The sequence below is a fragment of the Bradyrhizobium sp. SRL28 genome (genome assembly GCF_018596315.1).
In the GTDB taxonomy this organism is placed as follows: Bacteria; Pseudomonadota; Alphaproteobacteria; order Rhizobiales; family Xanthobacteraceae; genus Bradyrhizobium.
This window is the reverse complement of record NZ_JAHEAG010000009.1, coordinates 158,825-177,942: the sequence shown is the minus strand read 5'-3', so window position 1 is coordinate 177,942 and position 19,118 is coordinate 158,825. Positions and strand designations below refer to the sequence as shown.

The window sequence follows — 19,118 nt, the reverse complement described above, 5'->3', positions numbered from 1 at the left end:
GGATTCACGTGCCATCGAGGACCCGATCCTCGTGCTATCGAGGACCAAAATCGGATGAAACGTCTTGGTGCTCAGTAGCTTGTCGCGGCCGTAACTTTACTAACCTGGAATCCTTCGGATTCCTTCTAACGGGGACGGTCGTTTTCCAGCCTGTTGGTAAGCGGGCGCTGCGCCGTCTGCTTGGGCGGACCAAGGCGTTTGACCTCCGAGCAGACGGAGCAGCCGCATGAGCAATCTCACGCAGGTTGAGCTGCTATGGCTTGAAAGTCGCATCGAGAACCGAATTCGCTTCGGTCGCGTCGCCGAGGAGCGAATTCTCGATCGCCGCAGGCGGGTCCTGTCGTTCGCGCCCGGCAGCATGTTCGCGTTTGTGCGCTGGATGTCGAACGATTTTGGAACGGTCGTTTCACGCATCGACATCTTGCGGGCGGTCGCAACTGGCCAGCGCTGCTCGACTGTGCCCTATGTCAGGCCGGGCGGCGAGGTTCTCTTGCGCCTGTCAGGCTGGCCAAAGGTCGAGCGGGTATTGCAGCTGATCGATGCCGTCGAGGCGCTCGGCATTGATCCTGCCGACGCCGCCCCCGACTATTGGCACCATGCGCATAACCGGTTGTCGGTCAACGAAATACCTCGGCCATACACCCGGTCCCGGCACCAGGCCTGGCTCCATAGGGGGAGGGTGATGATGTCATGAGCGCTCGGCGTGCGACAGTTTTCACGACATCTGTAGCAACCGTTCTTCTCCTTTGGACGATTGGGAGAGCGCCACCACGCTACATATGGAATGCATCGAACAGCGTTCCAATTGGCCTTTACCGCCTTCAGCCGATGACCACGTTGGTCGTTACCGAACTTGTCGCGATTCAGCCACCTGATCTCCTTGCTGCATTCCTTGATCTCAATGGTTATCTGCCGATCGGTGTCCCTATGCTGAAGCGCGTTCTGGCACTCCCCGGACAGAAGGTTTGCCGAAACCGCCTGACGATCGCCGTCGACGGCGTCGAGGTCGGCCAGGCGCAGGAACGCGACGGGAGAGGCCGTCCGCTTCCGGCCTGGAACGGATGCCGCGTCATTGCTGATGGCGACATCTTTGTCATGAACTGGCAGTCAACCGACTCGCTGGACAGCCGCTACTTCGGGCCACTTCCTGCCTCCGCAGTGATCGGCAGAGCGGTACCCGTGTGGACTAACGAGGAGTAATCATGCACGAACTCCCCTACAAGCCGCTGGATTACGGCTCCCTCCGAAGGGACTTCATTTTTTCCTTGCCGGCCAACAGTGAAGCATCGTTCTCACAGCTTGCAACGGAAAGCTTGGCTCGGCCGTGTGGCTTCGTTTCGCTCCGACGTACCGTGCGTGCTATTGTGGCGGTCGCGCCATTCGTGTGTCATCGCTGTTTCCGCGCTCTTCGAGCCTAGCGTGCGCGCACACACCGCATCGCAAGCAGCTTCCATCCGAAACTACGGCCTACGTCGCGGCGGTCACACCATTGCTGGACAACGAGCAGGGTGAACATGCCGCAGTTGACGGCAGGCGTGCACTTCCTTGGCGGGGGGCTCCCCTGTTGTTGAGAGGCTGTTTGTTGAGCGGGCGGGCGCAGCGTGACGGACATTCGGTTTGCATTCGAGGCGCTGCAACACGTCATGACGCTGTGACTTTCGGGTTTGCTACTGAAGGATCCTCGCTCACGCGGCAAGGGTTCGCGGAGGAGCGCGATATCAACGTGCTGATGGCATACGGGCGATGCCTTCGGCCCGCGCTCTACTCGTCGCTTCGCTCCTCACCGAGCCACCCTACGGGTGTCTCGGCCCTACGGGTAACGATCGCTATCGCAAGCGCTCGCTTCGTTCGCAAACAGTGGGGGCTTCGCAAGTCAACCGCCAAGTCGCGGCGGCTCTTTCGCAATGAATCGGCCACCAGCCGACGTGTTCGGGCAGGCGCTATTGGAGGATCCACCGCATGACCCGAACTGCATTTTGTCGCAAATCGCCGCGAGTACCGAGAGTCTGTTGGCTTGGAAGTTTGGAAGTTGGGCCCTGGGAACCAGCGACGGAGGACGGCAAGGGAAAAGCGCCGCCTTCGGTCCGGCGCATGTGGTTGGTGGAGATGAGGTTTTAAGAGGCAGCGAGAATGATCAAGCCGTCGCTCCATTCCAAATCGTCAAGGAAATCAACGGGGCCGGAGCCGTCGGCCTACGCGAGTATGCGGTGAAACCTTCATGAGCCAGCGCGACAATGACCTTCGTGTTCGCCCTGGTCGCATTCGCGACAACGGACGTAGCTCGTCGCGTCCGAAGAGCTTTGTCGGCCAGGTCATGCGGGCGGCCAAGAAGGCCGGGCATGTCGGCGACGGTTTCGGGCGCGGTAAGGGTGGAGCGAGTCGGTCGCACTTCGGACGAGGCCGGCGTGCCGCGCTCTCGTTGTCACTCCGCTCGACTTCGCGACGCGTGGTAATGAAGGCGCGCGTGGTCCGTCATCACGGCACGCGCTTTCGCTCGGCCCCGCTGACCAAGCACATCACCTATCTGAAGCGCGAGGGCGTGACGCGCGACGGCGCGGACGCCCGGATGTTCGACGCGAGGTCGGATGCGGCGGATGAGCGGGCCTTTGCTGGGCGCTGCGAGGATGACCGGCATCATTTTCGATTTATTATTTCTCCGGAGGACGCCGCCGAGCTCGGCGATCTCCGTGCCTTCACGCGCGAGTTGATGACCGACGTCGCGCGCGATCTCGGAACCAAGCTGGACTGGGTCGCGGTCGATCACTGGAACACTGACAATCCGCATATTCATGTCCTGATCCGCGGCCGCGCCGAGGACGGCCAGGATCTCGTTATCAGCCGGGATTACATCAGCCGTGGGTTTCGGGATCGCGCCGCCGAGCGCGTCACACTGGAGCTCGGGCCGCGCAGCGAGCGCGACATCCAGTCTGCCTTGGAAAGGGAGGTTGAGGCGGAACGTTGGACGAGCCTCGATCGGGCGCTGCGTATCGCCGCCGACGAGGGCGCCGGCGTGGCGGACCTCCGGCCAAATGCGTCGGGCGAAGACTTGAGCCTCCGCCGCCTGATGGTCGGCCGGGCAGCCAGACTGGAACGTCTCGGTCTTGCCGATCAAGTTGCACCCGGCTGCTGGACGCTGAAGCCTGGTATCGAGGACAGGCTGCGTGATCTGTCAATTCGCGGCGATGTCATCAAGACCATGCATCGGGCGATGAGCGTTCGTGGCCGCGAGCCGGATGTCTCCGGCTTTGCCTTGCACGGCGAGGAACCGACAGATCCCGTGCTCGGCCGCCTGGTCGAGCGTGGACTGCAAGACGAACTGAAAGGCTCGGCCTATGCGATCGTCGAGGGGATCGATGGACGAACGCATCACATCAGGTTCACCGATATCGAAATGACCGGCGATGCCGCGCCCGGCGCGATCGTGGAGGCGCGGTCTTACGACGATGCACAGGGCCGCAAACGGCTCTCGCTCGCCAACCGATCGGATCTCAGTATTGAGGCTCAGGTCACCGCGCCGGGAGCGACCTGGATTGACCGGCAGTTACTCACGCGGGATTCGATCGTGGCGAGCGGTGGTTTCGGATCCGAAGTGCGCGAAGCCATGGACCGCCGGGTTGACTATCTCGCAGGCGAAGGCCTTGCGCGCCGGCAGGGAGCAAGGGTCGTCTTTGCCCGCGATCTCCTCAACACGCTAAGGCGGCAGGAGCTCGATGCGACGGTGGCAAGACTCTCGGCCGAGACGGGGTTATCGCACACTCCTTCGTCGGAGGGCGAACGCATCGTGGGCGTCTATCGTCAGCGCGTAACGCTGGCGTCAGGCCGGTTTGCCATGATTGACGACGGACTTGGATTCCAACTCGTGCCTTGGCGGCCGGCCCTTGAGCAGCATCTCGATCGACAGGTATCCGGCGTCGCGGCGAGTGGAGGGGGAGTGAACTGGAGCTTTGGAAGGAAAATTAGCCTGGGAATCTGATTGGCGGACTGCCGGCACTTCCGCGCCATGTCGCACCTCGCGCCGGCCGCCAGGTGCCATGCAATCTCGATCGGCCTTTTTCTACGCCGATCTATCCGAACGCGCGACGGTTGCGATTGAGCGGTTGCTCGGGAGCCGTGAGTAGCCCCTTTTGTCAGCGCGCCGCTGCTTCGGAGGCGTACTGCAGGAAATCAGGCTTTCAAAAGGTCCAACGATGAAGCCCAGAATTGGCGTCTATCTCTCGGAGCAGATGGCCGCGCGGCTAGCGGCAGCCGCCAAACGTCCTGGCGCTAGCAAGTCGGCGCTCGTTGAGGCCGCCCTTGTCCAGTTCTTCGGTTCGGACGACGATAGCGATAATCTCTCGGTAGATCGCCGCCTTTCACTTATGAGCCGCCAGCTCGAACAGCTCGATCAGGATCTTAGGGTTGTCAATGAGAGCGTCGCGCTGCAGGCTCGATACCAGCTTGCGGTGACGCCGCCGCTACCGGCAGCAGCTCTGCCGGCCGCGTGTGCGCTAGGGTCGGAGCGGTTCGATGAATTTGCCACACAGGTTTGGCGGCGCGTTCAGTCGGGGACTTCGCTCGTGCATGAGACAGTGGATCGGCTCGGCCAAAAGAGAGGTACTCTCGCTGACGGTTTTGGGAAGGGACTGGCAAAGACCTCTTCGCCAGTTCACGAGCCAGATCTCCGCACGTCAAACCCGGTTGGCATCGAAGTAGAGCACGCCACTGCCGTCCGGGAGGGCGGCAGCCTGTTCAACTTTCCAGGGAAGGCGGGACTGCCTCTGCACTAGACCCGTTGCGAAGCAGACAATTGCTCACGAAGAATCGGTCGAACAGCCACCACGATCCCGACTGTCCAGCCGTGCGACTCGAGACCGAAGTGTCGGCGGCTTGACAGAAAACTGGCACCTGATTCTGCGGGTGTTCCTGCCGTTCGTTGCCGCTTATTATCTCTCATTTCTATTCCGGACTATCAATGCAACGGTCGCCGGCTCTTTGACATCGGAATTTGGCCTCAACGCTGGCGATCTTGGTCTACTGACGTCTGTTTACTACCTGACTTTTGCGGCTGCCCAGATTCCGATCGGCATCTTGTTGGACCGATATGGTCCGGGGCGGATCCAAAGTGGCGTGATGATTGCCGCAGCTCTGGGCGCGGCGCTATTTGCCGTCTCGGACAATTTTTGGATGCTCTTCATCGGTCGAGCGCTTATCGGCCTTGGTGTCGCCGCGTCATTGACCGCCGGCTTGAAAGCCCTCGTGCTCTGGTTTCCAAGCGAACGTATCCCGTTGCTCAACGGCTTGATGATCATGTTGGGGGCCTTGGGCGCACTGACGGCAACTTTGCCTGCGGAGTTCCTGCTGGTTTCGGCGGGTTGGCGAGCATTGTTTGCGCTGCTCGCGATTGTCTCGGCCGGATGCGCTCTTGTCATCTATCTTGCTGTCCCAGAGGTGCCAGCACCTATATCGGTGGCAGGCGGACCAAATAGTCTAAGGATGGTTTATGCCGACCCACGCTTCTGGCGCCTGGCTCCGCTTTCAGCCGCTTGCATCGGGACGGCATGGGCGTTGCAGGGACTGTGGGCGGCGCCATGGCTCAGCGATGTCGAGCGTCTCGACCGCTCGGGACTACTCTGGCATTTGCTCATTATGGCAATCGCACTGAGTTTGGGCGGGCTTCTGTGGGGCGTTGTGGTCGATCGCGCTCGCCGACTTGGTGTCGGGCTGCGGGCGCTGATAGGCCTTGTCGCCACGATGTTCATCGTGGCTCAGCTGGCATTGATCCTGCGATGGCCGCTCCCGTCGTATGTCCCGTGGATATTCGTGGCGGCAGTCGGTGCTGGAACTGTCCTCAGTTACGCGATCCTGGCCGAGTATTTTCCGAAGGAACTGGCGGGCAGGGCCAATGCGGCTCTGAACCTCTTCCACATCGGTAGCGCGTTTGTCGTGCAATATATGACGGGGCTAGTAGTTCAGCTCTGGGCTCCCATAGATGGGCACTACCCTGAAGTCGCTTACCAAGCAGCGTTTGCTTTCAACGTAGGGCTTCAGATCGTGGCTGGCATCTGGTTTGCCGCACCAATCTGTTCGCCGGGGTATCCGAAAATACTCGCAGCCTGCAAGATGGCTTGTCTGCGGCTGACGGAGTCGCTCGATATTCCATGCCATGTCCGCAACCAGAATACTTTGGGGCCAGATCGCCTGCGTCTTAACCGTCGTGCTCATCACGATGTGGGCCGCGACGCAATGGACGGCCTGGCGTCTCGGCTATCAGCCGCAACTCGGACACCCCTGGTTTGAGCTCGCACCGGGCGTTCCCATCTATCTGCCTCCGGCCTTCTTCTGGTGGTGGTATGCCTACGATGCCTACGCACCTCAAGTGTTCGTTGAAGGGGCATGCGTCGCCGCGTCCGGCGGGATCATCTCGATTATAGTCGCTTTCGCGATGTCGGTGTGGCGGGCTCGGGAGGCGGAGACGGCGGCCACATATGGTTCTGCACGTTGGGCCAGCCAGCTTGAGATTCAAAGTGCCGGACTTGCCGGGGCAGATGGCGTGATCCTCGGACGATTCGAGGGACTTTATCTGCGGCACGATGGACCTGAGCATGTGCTGTGCTTCGCCCCCACCAGATCCGGAAAGGGCGTCGGACTTGTTGTCCCGACCCTTCTAACCTGGCCGGGAAGTTGCATCGTCCATGACATCAAGGGTGAAAACTGGACCCTGACGTCCAGCTTTCGGGCCCAACACGGCCGGGTGCTGTTGTTTGATCCCACCAACTCAAGGAGTGCAGCCTACAACCCTCTCCTGGAAGTGAGACGAGGGGAGTGGGAGGTTCGAGACGTGCAAAATGTGGCCGACGTGCTGGTCGATCCCGAGGGCTCGCTGGAACGGCGCAATCACTGGGAGAAGACGAGCCACGCGCTACTGGTCGGAGCCATCCTTCACGTCCTCTATGCGGAGCAGGACAAGACGCTCGCCGGTGTTGCGAGTTTCCTGTCCGATCCGAAACGGCCAATCGAAGCCACGCTTCGCGCGATGATGACCACGCCGCACCTTGGCGAATCCGGGACACATCCGGTGATCGCTTCCGCGGCGAGGGAGCTGCTGAACAAAAGCGAAAACGAGCGATCCGGGGTGCTCTCCACCGCAATGTCATTCCTCGGCCTCTACCGCGATCCCGTCGTCGCCAAGGTGACACGCCGCTGCGACTGGCGCATCCGGGATCTCGTTGAGGATGATCGGCCCACGACGCTCTATCTCGTCGTACCTCCATCGGACATCAGCCGCACCAAGCCACTGGTGCGATTGATCCTCAACCAGATCGGCCGCCGCCTGACCGAGGACCTCCAGGCCGAAGGACGTCGGCATCGGTTGCTGTTCATGCTCGACGAGTTTCCGGCACTTGGACGGCTTGATTTCTTCGAGTCGGCGCTTGCGTTTATGGCGGGCTATGGCCTCAAGAGCTTCCTTATCGCGCAGTCGCTCAATCAGATCGAAAAAGCCTATGGGCCGAACAACGCCATCCTCGACAATTGTCATGTGCGCGTTTCCTTTGCGACCAATGACGAGCGCACCGCCAAGAGGGTGTCGGACGCGCTTGGCACTGCCACCGAGTTGCGCGCGATGAAGAACTATGCTGGCCACAGGCTTAGCCCTTGGCTTGGCCATCTCATGGTCTCGCGGCAGGAGACCGCGCGCCCGTTATTGACGCCAGGCGAGGTGATGCAGCTTCCACCAGAGGACGAGCTCGTGCTGGTTTCCGGCGTGCCACCGATCCGAGCCAAGAAGGCGAGGTATTTTGAGGATCCACGTCTGGTCGAACGTGTGCTGCCACCGGCGGACCCAAGCTCATTCGGTCGCGAGGGCGGCATTCCGTCGGACGATTGGAGCCAGTTGCCAGCTCCGCCGAATTCAAGTGTTGCCGAGCCGGTAACGTCGTCGGGCGCTCGGCAATCTGTGGACGATCCCGCAAATTCCGGCATTCGGCGCGAGCCGGAGCTTCCCGAGCATGAAAATATCGCGCCGGAAGCCTCAAAGCCTCCACCGGAGTTCGACTTCACGGAAGACGAGGGCGACGGTGAGGCCATACGGGCGCGTGTGCTGCGCATGAACGTTCCCGGTCTGGCGCGTCAGGCCGCGATGGATCCAGGCGACGGCCTCGACCTCTAGGATGAGATAATGCGAACCAAGCACACGTTTCGTTTGCCTCCGGACCTTGCGGGCCAGCTTGCCGATCATGCCAACCGCAAGCGAGTACCTCAGGCGCTCATCGTCGAAACTGCGCTGGCCTCATTCCTGTCGCCGGATAATTCGGAACGGATGGAGGCGGCGCTCGGCCGTCGCCTTGACCGGCTGACCCGGCACGTCGAGCGGCTGGAGCGTCATATCACCATTTCAAATGAAGCGCTGGCCTTGTTCGTGCGGTTCTGGCTGACGGCAACGCCGCCGCTGCCTGATACGGCGCAGCCCGCTGCGCAGGCCAAGGGCCGGGAGCGGTATGAGGGGTTTGTCGAAGCCCTCGGGCGCCGGCTGGCCAGGGGCCAGACCCTGGCCCAGGAGATCTCGCTCGACATCGATCCGGCGCAAACGTCGCCAACCGTTCCTCGTGAGTGATCCCGCCATCTTTTCTTTTGCTACGCCACGGCACGCCTCCTGATTTGAGCTTGTTGCACGAGCGCGTAACCTGCCTTTTCTACTGATCCCCACCGCCGAGCTCATATCTCGGCGACCTTGGGGGCAAGCGTGGCAGTTCATTCCCTTCAGTCCGAGGCGGTCTCGCGTAGTGCACGCATGTTGCGCACCGCGCTCGGACCGGCGATAGCGGCCTGGCTCGAAGACGCTGGGATCGTCGAGGTCATGCTCAATCCCGATGGCCGGCTCTGGGTCGATCGGTTGTCGGGGGGCATGACAGATACCGGCGAGCGTCTCGCCGCAGCCGACGGCGAGCGTATCGTGCGGCTCGTTGCCCATCACGTCGGCGCTGAGGTTCATCCGGCAAGTCCCCGCGTCTCGGCCGAGTTGCCCGAGACGGGAGAGCGTTTTGAGGGGTTGCTGCCGCCCGTGGTGACCGCTCCAGCCTTTGCCATTCGCAAGCCGGCGGTGGCCGTATTTACCCTCGACGACTATGTCGCCGCCGGCATCCTGACAGCCGCTCAGGCTGAAGGGCTGCGCAACGCTGTCCGGGACCGTCAAAACATCCTCGTGGCCGGCGGTACTTCGACCGGCAAGACCACGCTGACTAATGCGCTGCTGGCCGAGATTGCAAAAACTGCAGATCGCGTCGTGCTGATCGAGGATACGCGCGAACTCCAATGCAAGTCGGCTAACCTCGTGGCGCTGCGCACCAAGGATGGTGTCGTCTCGCTGTCCGACCTCGTGCGCTCCTCGCTCCGGCTACGCCCCGACCGAATCTCGATCGGTGAGGTGCGAGGGGCCGAGGCGCTCGACCTTCTCAAGGCCTGGGGCACCGGCCATCCCGGTGGCGTCGGCACCATTCACGCCGGCACGGCGCTTGGCGCCCTTCGCCGCCTCGAACAGCTTATCCAGGAAGCCGTCATAACCGTGCCGCGCGCGCTGATCGCGGAGACCATCGACGTGATTACGGTTCTCTCCGGCCGTGGCGCAGACCGTCGGCTGACAGAACTCGCGCGTGTCGATGGCCTGACGACCGAGGGCGACTACCTCATTTCACCCGCAGGAGACCCATCATGAACGGCGTCACATTGAGAAGCGGGATAATAGCTGTTGCGGTAGCTCTCAGCTCCGTGGCGATCTCGCCCACTGCAGATGCCGCTGGCTCCAACATGCCGTGGGAGCAGCCGCTTAACCAGATCCTGCAGTCGGTCGAGGGGCCCGTCGCCAAGATTCTGGCCGTGATCATCATCATCGTCACGGGCCTTACGCTCGCCTTCGGCGACACTTCGGGCGGTTTTCGGCGCCTGATCCAGATCGTTTTCGGTCTGTCGATCGCGTTCGCAGCCTCGAGCTTCTTCCTGGCATTTTTCTCATTCGGCGGCGGAGTGCTGATCTGATGGACGGGCCGGTTGAAGGTTTTGCAATTCCGGTGCATCGCGCGCTGACCGAACCGATCCTGCTCGGCGGCGCGCCGCGTGCGGTCGCCATCGTCAACGGCACCGTTGCCGCGGCGCTCGGCCTCGGTTTGCGGCTGTGGATCGCGGGCCTCCTGATCTGGGCAATCGGTCATGCCGCTGCCGTCTGGGCCGCGAAGCGCGATCCGCTCTTTGTCGAGACTGCAAGACGCCATCTGCGCACCCCAACCCATCTGAATGTGTGAGCAACCAATGATGAACCTTGCCGAATACCGCCGCTCCACTACACGCCTTGCGGATTTCCTGCCATGGGCCGCACTCGTCGACAAAGGCATCGTCCTCAACAAGGACGGATCGTTTCAGAGGACCGCGCGCTTTCGCGGGCCCGATCTTGATTCCTCCGTTCCGGCGGAGCTCGTTGCGGTTGCCGGCCGCCTCAACAACGCCTTGCGCCGCCTCGGATCCGGCTGGGCCGTGTTTGTGGAAGCGCAGAGGTACTCATCGAACGCCTATCCACCGAGCAGTTGTCCGGACGTGGCATCGGCCCTGGTCGATGCCGAGCGCCGGGCGCAATTCGAGGAGGAGGGAGCTCACTACGAGTCAGCCTATTTCCTCACCTTCCTGTATCTGCCGCCGGCGGAGGATGCGGCGCGCGCCGAGCGCCTCCTTTATGAGGGACCTGAGCGCGGGCAGGCTGCCGGCGCCCACCAGGTATTGCGCGGCTTTGTCGATCGGACTGGCCGCGTGCTGCAACTGGTCGAAGGGTTCATGCCGGAGTGCCGATGGCTCGATGACGGCGAGACGCTGACCTACCTGCATGCTTGCGTCTCGACCAAGATACATCGCGTCCGCGTTCCCGAGATTCCCATGTATCTCGATGCGCTGTTGGCGGACGAGCCCCTGACGGGCGGGCTCGAGCCGATGCTGGGCGACCAACACCTGCGGGTGCTCACGATTGTTGGGTTCCCGACGGCAACCACGCCGGGGATCCTGGACGATCTCAATCGGTTGGCCTTCCCCTATCGGTGGTCGACCCGGGCGATCATGCTCGACAAGGCGGACGCAACGAAACTCCTGACCAGGATCCGGCGGCAATGGTTCGCCAAACGGAAATCCGTTGCCGCAATCCTGAAGGAGGTGATGACCAACGAGACTTCGTCTCTCATCGATACCGACGCTAGCAACAAGGCTATCGACGCCGACGCAGCGTTACAAGAACTCGGCTCCGATCTGATTGGAGAGGCCTTCGTCACCGCCACGATCACGGTCTGGGACGAGAATCCGCGCATCGCGGACGAACGGTTGCGCCTGGTCGAGAAGGTCATTCAGGGACGCGACTTCACCTCCATGGTGGAGACCGTCAACGCAGTCGATGCCTGGCTGGGCTCGTTGCCCGGCCACGTCTATGCCAACGTCCGCCAGCCCCCGGTCTCGACCCTGAACATCGCCCATATGATCCCGTTGTCCGCGGTTTGGGCAGGGCCGGCGAGGGACACTCATCTCGGCGCGCCGCCGCTGTTCTTCGCCCGGACGGAAGGATCCACGCCGTTTCGTTTTTCCCTCCACGTCGGGGACGTCGGGCACACGCTGGTGGTCGGTCCGACCGGTGCGGGCAAGTCCGTGCTGCTTGCGCTGATGGCGCTGCAGTTCCGCCGCTATCCAGGCTCGCAGATCTTTGCCTTCGATTTCGGCGGGTCGATCAGGGCCGCGGCCCTCGCGATGAAGGGCGATTGGCATGACCTCGGCGGTGCGCTGTCCGACAGCGCCTCCGAACCAGTCGCCCTGCAGCCGCTAGCCATGATTGACGATGCGGCCGAGCGTGGCTGGGCGGCGGAATGGATCGCAGCCATTCTCGCCCGCGAAAAGATCGACATGACGCCTGAAGCCAAGGAGCATCTTTGGTCGGCGCTGTCTTCGCTGGCTTCTGCGCCCGTGGGGGAACGAACGCTGACCGGTTTGTCCGTGCTGCTGCAGTCCCAGGGCCTGAAAAGGGCTCTTCAACCCTACTGTCTCGGTGGCGCCTTTGGGCGCTTGCTCGATGCGGAGACCGAACAGCTTGGAACAAGTCCGGTCCAGGTGTTCGAAACCGAGGGACTGATCGGCACCGGCGCCGCACCGGCGGTCCTATCCTATCTCTATCACCGGATTGAGGGGCAGCTTGACGGCAGGCCGACGCTACTCATTATCGACGAGGGCTGGCTCGCGCTCAATGATGAAGGATTTGCCGGCCAGATCCGCGAATGGTTGAAGACGCTGCGGAAGAAGAATGCCTCCGTTGTCTTCGCGACCCAATCGCTATCGGATATTGATGGCTCCGCAATTGCGCCCGCCATCATCGAGAGTTGCCCGACGCGGCTGTTCCTTCCGAACGAACGGGCAATTGAGCCCCAAATCTCGGCGATCTATCGGCGCTTTGGTCTGAACGACCGGCAGATCGAGATCCTGGCACGCGCCACGCCCAAACGCGACTACTACTGCCAGTCACGGCGCGGCAATCGCCTGTTCGAGCTGGGCCTTGAGGAATTTTCGCTCGCCTTCACTGCGGCTTCATCAAAGTCCGATCAGGCAATGATCGAGCGCGTGCTCGCCGAAAATCGCCGTGAGGACTTTGTCAGGGGTTGGCTCGCCGCGCGTGGGCTGGGTTGGGCCGCCGATCTCATTCCCGGTCTCATCAAGCAGGAAGGTTTGTCATGATGCGTCGCCGTCACCTCTTAGCGGCGGGTGGGCTCGCCATTGCGATTGCATGTACTGCTTTGCCGACGTCCGCCCAACTGATCGTGTTCGATCCCAACAACTATGCGCAGAATGTGCTCACGGCCGCGCGTGAGCTGCAGCAGATCAACAACCAGATTACCTCGCTGCAGAATCAGGCGCAGATGTTGATCAACCAGGCCAAAAATCTCGCCAGCCTGCCGTATTCCTCGCTGCAGCAGCTCGAGCAGTCGATCCAGCGAACCCAACAGCTTCTCGCCCAGGCCCAGCGCATTGCCTACGATATCAAGCAGATCGATCGAACCTTCTCGACGACCTATGCGCCTGCATCGACGAACGCGTCAGATCAAGCGCTGATCGCGAATGCGCAAACACGCTGGCAGAATTCTGTGGCGGGCTTGCAGGATGCTTTGCGCGTTCAGGCGACCGTGGTCGGCAATCTCGACACCCACCGCAAAGAGATGTCGGCCCTCGTCAGCGCAAGCCAGGGCGCGACCGGCGCGCTGCAGGCCAGTCAGGCCGGGAATCAGCTCCTTGGTCTGCAGGCGCAGCAGCTCGCCGACCTGACGGCTGCAGTTGTCGCGCAGGGACGGGCGCAAAACCTCGAGACCGCCCAGCGCACCGCCGCCCAGGACCAGGGCAGGGAGCAGCTTCGTCGCTTTCTCGCACCCGGTCGGGGCTATCAGCCTTCCAGCGTGCGGATGTTTCACCAATGAGCGGACGTGGTGGACTTAAGCGGGTGATGCTTGTGACGACAGCGGCTGCCGTCCCCATCCTTGTCGCAGCGTGCACAATCCAGCTCCGTGACGCCAGCGACGCTCCACCGGCTAGATCGTCGGCATCCCGGGCAACCAGTCCGCTTGGCGGCGAACTCGAACGCTGCCGAAAGGTCACCTCCGAGCAGGTTGCAGAGCTCCAGGAGTGCCGTCTGATTTGGGCGGAGAACCGCCGTCGCTTCCTTGGATCAAAGAAAACACCGGGCGTTACTTCCGCCGATGCTCAATCAGGCAGCCCGAGACCGTCGTTGGCGCAGCCCAAGCATCCCGATCGTCTCCCCCAGGGCTGGCCGCCCGTTGCAACACCCGAACGCGAGTGATTCCATGGGTGGCACCGGCGTCATTGATCGATTTCTGGAAACGTTTACCCGCTATATCGACTCTGGCTTTGGGTTACTTGGCAACGAAGTCGCCTTCCTCGCGACCACGCTTGCCGCGATCGATGTCACGCTGGCCGCTCTGTTCTGGGCCTGGGGTACCGACGAGGACATCATCGCTCGCCTCGTGAGGAAGACGCTCTTTGTCGGCGTGTTCGCTTACCTGATCGGCAACTGGAACAGCCTCGCCCGCATCGTTTTCGAGAGCTTTGCCGGTCTCGGTTTGAGAGCCTCAGGAACTGGTTTGTCCTCGGCGGATTTTCTGCGCCCGGGGCGGATAGCGCAGGTCGGCATCGATGCGGGGAGGCCGATCCTGGACTCGATCTCGGGCTTGATGGGCTACGTCAGCTTCTTCGAGAATTTCATCCAGATCGCGGTGTTGCTCTTCGCCTGGGCGATCGTGCTGCTCGCCTTCTTCATTTTGGCGATCCAGCTCTTTGTCACCCTGATTGAATTCAAGCTGACGACGCTTGCGGGCTTCGTCCTGATCCCCTTTGGGCTGTTCGGCAAGACGGCCTTCGCCGCCGAACGCGTGCTCGGCAACGTCATCTCGTCAGGCGTCAAAGTCATGGTGCTCGCCGTGATCGTCGGCATTGGCTCGTCGTTGTTCTCACAGTTTACCGTTAGCTCGGCCGGCGCACAGGTCGGCATTGAAGATGCCATGGCCCTGGTGCTCGCCGCGTTAGCGCTGCTGGGCCTGGGAATTTTTGGGCCCGGCATCGCCAATGGCATCGTGTCCGGCGGTCCGCAACTTGGCGCTGGAGCCGCCGCGGGCACGGGGTTAGCTGCCGGCGGGGTCGTGGTGGCCGGAGCGGGCCTCGCTGCGGGAAGCGTCGGCGCACTCGCCGGCGCGGCGCGCGGGACTGCGGCGCTAGCGGGTAGCGTGAGCGGGGCGTTCCGGGCTGGTGGTTTGTCCGGCGTCGCGGATGCCGCCGCGTCCGCGATGACGAGCCCGCTTCGTCGCGCCGCGGCTGCAAGCGGCTCGGCTTCAACTGGTGGCACTGCAGCCGGTGAAGCCGGCGCAGCCCAGCCGCCGGCAAGTTCCTCACCTCCGGACCGTCAGTCCAGCTCGGCCAGACGCTTGAAGCGGATGCAGACCATGAGTCAGGGGGCGTCGGCCGCTACCAACGTCGTTCGCACTGCCGACCATGGTGGAGGAGGCGCCTCCGTCGATCTCTCCGAAGGAGGGAAGTGATGTTCAAACGACCGTCCGTTCATTATGGCCGCACGCCCGCGCCCGTAACGCCCTATCAGAAAGCGGCGCAAGCGTGGGACGAGCGCATCGGCTCGGCGCGGGTGCAGGCCAAAAACTGGCGACTGATGGCCTTCGGTTCTCTGATCCTGTCGGCAGGACTTGCATCAGGTCTCGTCTGGCAATCCACACAGGGAAGCATTACGCCCTGGGTCATTGAGGTCGATCGTCTCGGCCAGGCACAGGCGGTCGGCCCAGCCAATCCCTTCTACCAGCCAACCGATCCGCAGATTGCCTTTCATTTGGCACGCTTCATCGAGAATGTGCGCGGGCTTTCGGCTGATGCCATCGTGCTGCGGCAGGACTGGCTGCGCGCCTACGACTTTACCACCGATCGCGGCGCCGCGGCCCTCAATGACTACGCCCGCGTCAACGATCCCTTTGCCAAACTCGGCAAGCTGCAGATCGCAGTGGAAATATCCAGCGTCATCCGTGCCTCGCCGGAAAGCTTTCGGGTCGCCTGGATCGAGCGCCGCTACGACAATGGCCAGCTTACCGCCACCGAGCGCTGGACCGCCATCCTCACCATCGTGATCGAAACCCCGCGCGATGCCGAACGCCTGCGCAAGAACCCGCTCGGGGTCTATGTCAACGCCATCAACTGGTCGAAGGAGCTTGGGCAGTGAGTATGCAGATTCCTGGAGTCGCTAGCCCGAGTGTGCGCAAGGTCATGCGCCCGTTTCTGTTTGCTTGCATATTTGCACTCAGCGGCTGTGCCACCTCCAAACCGCCGCAGATCAGCTACGACGACGATATCCCGCCACTTCCCAGTCCGCCGTCGCTGGCGGAGGATCGTCCGCGATCCCTTCACGTTCCGCCGTCCTGGACGCCGGCGAAGGGAGGCAAGAAGGGAAACGTTGAGGCAAAGGAGCCTATTGCGCGGATCGAGACCGCCAATGACGCTGCGCGCGTCGAGCCGCGTAGCGCCGGCTACTTCAATGCTGTGCAGGTCTTCCCTTTTAGTCCCGGCGCCCTCTATCAGATCTACGCGAGCCCCGGACAGATCACCGATATCGCACTCGAGCCCGGCGAGCAGCTCACGGGTTCGGGGCCGGTATCGGCTGGCGACACCGTGCGCTGGGTGGTTGGCGACACCGAAAGCGGAAGCGGCGATACCAGACGTGTCCACATCATGGTCAAGCCGACGCGGCCTTCGATTGAGACCAACCTCGTGGTCAACACCGACCGGCGCACCTATCTCATCGAGCTGCGCTCGCGTGAAAAACCCTACATGCCATCAGTCGCCTGGTTCTATCCCGAGGACAGGCCCGGCCGTGCCCGGGCTGTTTCCCCGACGCCAGTTCTTCCTGACTCTTCTCAGCGGCGCTATCGCTACACCCTCGAGGGCGACAATCCGCCTTGGCGGCCGGTCGGCGTCTATGACGATGGCCACAAGGTCTATATCGAGTTCTCATCCGGCATCGTTCAGGGAGAAATGCCTCCGCTGTTTGTCATCGGTCCGGACGGCAATTCCGAGATCGTCAACTACCGAACCTATCGTAACGTGCTGATCGTCGATCGGCTGTTTGCCGCGGCGGAGCTGCGACTTGGTGGCGATTCTCAGCAAAAGGTCCGAATCATCAGAAGCGACGGGAGGCCGTCGTGACTGATAACCAAACGACTGGCGCCGGTGGTCCTGGTTCTACCTCGCCGAAGAGTGCTGCGGAGATAGCCAGCTCACTGCGCCTGCGTCCAGAACGTCCGCCCGTTACCCGCCTGTCGCGTAAGGTATTGGCCGGCGGCACGGCACTCGCGCTCGTTCTCGTTTTCGGAGCCGTGCTGTGGGCGCTGCAGCAGAATCGCACGCGTGGTCCAGCTTCCGAAGAGCTGTACAGCACCGATCACCACAATGTGGCCGACGGCCTTGCCGGGCTGCCGCGCGACTATGCGGGCATTCCGCGCGATGTGCCGCGCCTCGGGCCGCCATTGCCGGGTGATCTCGGTCGCCCCATTGTTGCGGCCCAGGCCCAGTCCGGGCCGCTTGCGGTCGACCCCGAGCAACAGCGGATGAGCCAGGAAAGCGAGTCCGCGCGCATCAGCAAAGTATTTGCGTCAACGAATGTTCGGCCACCGGCTGCAGCGACTCCTGCCGAGACGACCTCAAATGCCGCATCTCCGTCCGATGAGGCGTTTGCCCAAAATGGACAGGACCGCAAGCTCGCTTTTGTTAGCGCTGCCGTTGATCGGCGGACGACGAGCCCTGACCGTGTGGCTAAGCCAGCCTCGCGTTATGTGGTCCAGGCAGGGTCTGTGATTTCGGCGGCCCTCATTACGGGAATCCGCTCCGATCTGCCCGGGCAGATCATGGCGCATGTGACCGAACCGCTATTTGATACGCTGTCCGGCCAAACTTTGTTGGTGCCCCAGGGTGCGCGGCTGATAGGAATCTACGATAGCCATGTTACACATGGACAGTCACGCGTGCTCCTGGTCTGGACACGCCTGATCATGCCGAACGGCCGATCGATCGTCCTTGAGCGCCAGCCGGGTGCCGATACCGCAGGCTATGCTGGGCTTTACGACGAGGTCGATCATCACTGGGGCGAGCTGTTCAAGGCGGCGTTGCTGTCGACTTTGCTTGGTGTAGGAGCCGAACTTGGGTCCGGCTCGGATGCTGGCAATGGAAACAGCGCCATTCTGCAGGCCCTTCGCCGTGGGGCAGGGGATTCCCTGAACCAGACCGGTCAGCAGATCGTTCGGCGCAATCTCAACATCCAGCCGACCCTGACAATCCGGCCGGGTTTTCCGGTGCGGATAATCGTCAATCGCGACCTCGTGCTCGAACCATACAGAGGCTGAAAAAATGGCAAAGCTGAAGCTCGGCGCCATCGCCGATGACAAGCCGGTAAAGCTCACCGTGGAACTGCCGGCCGATGTCCATCGCGACCTCGCGGCCTACACCGACATGCTTACCCGTGAAACCGGGCAGTCGATCTCGGATCCGGCAAAGCTGGTCGCACCAATGCTGGCGCGATTCATGGCGCAACCGACCGAGCCTTTGCAAAGACCCGCCGCAAGGGTCAGCCTGCGCAAGGCAAGGATAGCGCTCGCTCAACAATTTGAGGAAGTTTGCCAGCGCCGGATTGTCATTGTCCTTGCGCCAATGTGCTGAATAATTGACCTGACTCGGCCCCGTGCCGTCTCGTACCTCTCGATAAGTGAGGCCCGCAAAATTGACGCCGATGTCGGACTCGGCCACCAAACTGACACCGAGTCCTATGGATATGAGGGTCTTGATGATACCTCTGCTAACGTCATGGCGTTCGATCTTGGGACGGTCTGCTGTCGAGATCAGCTTCGCCAACAAGAGATCCTCAAGTTCTCGCCCCGAGTCATAATGGCTGAAAAGGACCGTCTCATTCCGCAGGTCGGTCCAGTAGATCGCCTTCTTCCCAGCCAGTTGATGTTCCTCAGGCAAGGCCACCAGGACGCGCTCGCTCCACAGCGGCAAGGCGTTGCTGTCAAAGACGTGTCCCCCGTCGGTGGCGATGACAACGTCGATTGCACCATTGCGTAATGCGGTGACGAGGCGCATCCGCGACCTTTCGACCATGCCTTGTCGTCCGATGAGGACTTTGTGGGCGTCGGCGCGTACCCCGGGGCAGGGACGTACGGCGAATGTACGACCGTCGAGGATCGCCCGCGCGCACTGAAGGCGATTCCGAAAGTGCCGCAGCCCCGCAAAGACACGGTCTATGGAGCCGGTGGGCCGCTATCTAAGCTCTGGAGGAAGGCGAATGAACGACGACGTCGTGCGCTTTCGGCCGGCGCCTATAATCACGGTATGTCCCATCCTGCCGCGCAAGGCTTGGTTCGTGCTGCGCAAGCGGCGGATCGAATCGTGTGCTTGAACCGCAACAAAGGAGGGCGGTCCCGCCGAGTTGCGGAGCGGCTAACGTCGTCTGGGACAGGCTCCAGGCCGCGGTGGACGCCTTCGCGTTGACGCCCTTGCGCAGCGCCACCCTATTGAGCTTG

At 62.1% G+C, this 19,118-nt stretch carries 18 protein-coding genes and 1 pseudogene; 18 read left to right on the top strand and 1 reads right to left on the bottom strand.

Features of this window, described 5'->3' with window-relative positions; genetic code table 11:
• Window positions 1–226 precede the first annotated feature (226 nt).
• From KIP88_RS20545 to KIP88_RS20460, 18 genes are all read left to right on the top strand, one after another.
• Window positions 227–694, top strand: coding sequence for a DUF2840 domain-containing protein (locus tag KIP88_RS20545; RefSeq protein WP_214489755.1), 468 nt, complete (start codon window positions 227–229; stop codon window positions 692–694).
• Window positions 691–1,200, top strand: coding sequence for a S26 family signal peptidase (locus KIP88_RS20540; RefSeq protein WP_214489754.1), 510 nt, complete (start codon window positions 691–693; stop codon window positions 1,198–1,200). The genes KIP88_RS20545 and KIP88_RS20540 overlap by 4 nt, the downstream gene beginning before the upstream one ends.
• Window positions 1,201–2,218: 1,018 nt before the next feature.
• Window positions 2,219–3,973 carry a VirD2 family relaxase/mobilization nuclease gene (locus KIP88_RS20535; protein ID WP_214489753.1) on the top strand — a complete coding sequence of 585 codons (1,755 nt, stop codon included), beginning with the start codon at window positions 2,219–2,221 and terminating at the stop codon, window positions 3,971–3,973.
• 151 nt (window positions 3,974–4,124) lie between these two features.
• Window positions 4,125–4,766, top strand: coding sequence for a ribbon-helix-helix protein, CopG family (locus KIP88_RS20530; RefSeq protein ID WP_214489752.1), 642 nt, complete (start codon window positions 4,125–4,127; stop codon window positions 4,764–4,766).
• A gap of 100 nt (window positions 4,767–4,866) precedes the next feature.
• Window positions 4,867–6,276, top strand: coding sequence for an MFS transporter (locus KIP88_RS48220; protein WP_308163606.1), 1,410 nt, complete (start codon window positions 4,867–4,869; stop codon window positions 6,274–6,276).
• Window positions 6,194–8,146, top strand: a complete 1,953-nt coding sequence (locus tag KIP88_RS20520) for a conjugal transfer protein TraG (RefSeq protein ID WP_308163615.1) — start codon at window positions 6,194–6,196, stop codon at window positions 8,144–8,146. Before KIP88_RS48220 ends, KIP88_RS20520 begins: the two co-directional genes overlap by 83 nt.
• 9 nt (window positions 8,147–8,155) lie before the next feature.
• A complete protein-coding gene (locus KIP88_RS20515; protein ID WP_214489750.1) occupies window positions 8,156–8,590 on the top strand; it encodes a CopG family transcriptional regulator in 435 nt (144 codons plus the stop codon).
• Between the two features lie 129 nt (window positions 8,591–8,719).
• Window positions 8,720–9,688: a P-type conjugative transfer ATPase TrbB gene (gene trbB / locus KIP88_RS20510; RefSeq protein WP_214489749.1), complete on the top strand. Its 969-nt coding sequence runs from the start codon at window positions 8,720–8,722 to the stop codon at window positions 9,686–9,688.
• Window positions 9,685–10,008 (top strand): TrbC/VirB2 family protein, encoded by a 324-nt coding sequence (locus tag KIP88_RS20505; RefSeq protein WP_214489748.1) that lies wholly within the window; start codon window positions 9,685–9,687, stop codon window positions 10,006–10,008. Before trbB ends, KIP88_RS20505 begins: the two co-directional genes overlap by 4 nt.
• On the top strand, window positions 10,008–10,271 hold the full coding sequence (locus tag KIP88_RS20500) for a VirB3 family type IV secretion system protein (RefSeq protein ID WP_214489747.1): 264 nt from the start codon (window positions 10,008–10,010) through the stop codon (window positions 10,269–10,271). Before KIP88_RS20505 ends, KIP88_RS20500 begins: the two co-directional genes overlap by 1 nt.
• Before the next feature lie 7 nt (window positions 10,272–10,278).
• The gene (trbE, locus tag KIP88_RS20495; protein ID WP_214489746.1) at window positions 10,279–12,720 is read left to right on the top strand and encodes a conjugal transfer protein TrbE; all 2,442 of its coding nucleotides are present in this window, start codon (window positions 10,279–10,281) and stop codon (window positions 12,718–12,720) included.
• Window positions 12,717–13,454: a P-type conjugative transfer protein TrbJ gene (gene trbJ / locus KIP88_RS20490; RefSeq protein WP_214489745.1), complete on the top strand. Its 738-nt coding sequence runs from the start codon at window positions 12,717–12,719 to the stop codon at window positions 13,452–13,454. The genes trbE and trbJ overlap by 4 nt, the downstream gene beginning before the upstream one ends.
• Entirely contained in the window at window positions 13,451–13,834 is a 384-nt protein-coding gene (trbK-alt, locus tag KIP88_RS48510; protein ID WP_374226486.1) for a putative entry exclusion protein TrbK-alt, read from the top strand. The genes trbJ and trbK-alt overlap by 4 nt, the downstream gene beginning before the upstream one ends.
• A 4-nt stretch (window positions 13,835–13,838) precedes the next feature.
• The gene (trbL, locus tag KIP88_RS20480) at window positions 13,839–15,086 is read left to right on the top strand and encodes a P-type conjugative transfer protein TrbL (protein ID WP_214489743.1); all 1,248 of its coding nucleotides are present in this window, start codon (window positions 13,839–13,841) and stop codon (window positions 15,084–15,086) included.
• Window positions 15,086–15,769: a conjugal transfer protein TrbF gene (trbF, locus tag KIP88_RS20475; protein ID WP_214489742.1), complete on the top strand. Its 684-nt coding sequence runs from the start codon at window positions 15,086–15,088 to the stop codon at window positions 15,767–15,769. The genes trbL and trbF overlap by 1 nt, the downstream gene beginning before the upstream one ends.
• A gap of 44 nt (window positions 15,770–15,813) precedes the next feature.
• Entirely contained in the window at window positions 15,814–16,749 is a 936-nt protein-coding gene (trbG, locus tag KIP88_RS20470) for a P-type conjugative transfer protein TrbG (protein WP_249790910.1), read from the top strand.
• Window positions 16,746–17,942 (top strand): TrbI/VirB10 family protein, encoded by a 1,197-nt coding sequence (locus KIP88_RS20465; RefSeq protein WP_214489741.1) that lies wholly within the window; start codon window positions 16,746–16,748, stop codon window positions 17,940–17,942. Before trbG ends, KIP88_RS20465 begins: the two co-directional genes overlap by 4 nt.
• A 4-nt stretch (window positions 17,943–17,946) precedes the next feature.
• The gene (locus KIP88_RS20460; protein WP_374226488.1) at window positions 17,947–18,255 is read left to right on the top strand and encodes a DUF2274 domain-containing protein; all 309 of its coding nucleotides are present in this window, start codon (window positions 17,947–17,949) and stop codon (window positions 18,253–18,255) included.
• Here the strand turns inward: KIP88_RS20460 and KIP88_RS20455 are convergent.
• Window positions 18,247–18,678: pseudogene (locus KIP88_RS20455) on the bottom strand (LysR substrate-binding domain-containing protein); the annotation flags it as partial. The gene KIP88_RS20460 and the pseudogene KIP88_RS20455 sit on opposite strands and share 9 nt — an antisense overlap.
• Window positions 18,679–19,118 lie beyond the last annotated feature (440 nt).

Coding starts and splice junctions, on each gene's coding strand:
- KIP88_RS20505 (WP_214489748.1), top strand. CDS start 9,685: ATGAACGGCGTCACATTGAGAAGCGGGATAATAGCTGTTGCGGTAGCT.
- KIP88_RS20540 (WP_214489754.1), top strand. CDS start 691: ATGAGCGCTCGGCGTGCGACAGTTTTCACGACATCTGTAGCAACCGTT.
- KIP88_RS20535 (WP_214489753.1), top strand. CDS start 2,219: ATGAGCCAGCGCGACAATGACCTTCGTGTTCGCCCTGGTCGCATTCGC.
- trbL (WP_214489743.1), top strand. CDS start 13,839: ATGGGTGGCACCGGCGTCATTGATCGATTTCTGGAAACGTTTACCCGC.
- trbG (WP_249790910.1), top strand. CDS start 15,814: ATGCGCCCGTTTCTGTTTGCTTGCATATTTGCACTCAGCGGCTGTGCC.
- KIP88_RS20515 (WP_214489750.1), top strand. CDS start 8,156: ATGCGAACCAAGCACACGTTTCGTTTGCCTCCGGACCTTGCGGGCCAG.
- trbK-alt (WP_374226486.1), top strand. CDS start 13,451: ATGAGCGGACGTGGTGGACTTAAGCGGGTGATGCTTGTGACGACAGCG.
- trbF (WP_214489742.1), top strand. CDS start 15,086: ATGTTCAAACGACCGTCCGTTCATTATGGCCGCACGCCCGCGCCCGTA.
- KIP88_RS20460 (WP_374226488.1), top strand. CDS start 17,947: ATGGCAAAGCTGAAGCTCGGCGCCATCGCCGATGACAAGCCGGTAAAG.
- trbE (WP_214489746.1), top strand. CDS start 10,279: ATGATGAACCTTGCCGAATACCGCCGCTCCACTACACGCCTTGCGGAT.
- trbJ (WP_214489745.1), top strand. CDS start 12,717: ATGATGCGTCGCCGTCACCTCTTAGCGGCGGGTGGGCTCGCCATTGCG.
- KIP88_RS20500 (WP_214489747.1), top strand. CDS start 10,008: ATGGACGGGCCGGTTGAAGGTTTTGCAATTCCGGTGCATCGCGCGCTG.
- KIP88_RS20545 (WP_214489755.1), top strand. CDS start 227: ATGAGCAATCTCACGCAGGTTGAGCTGCTATGGCTTGAAAGTCGCATC.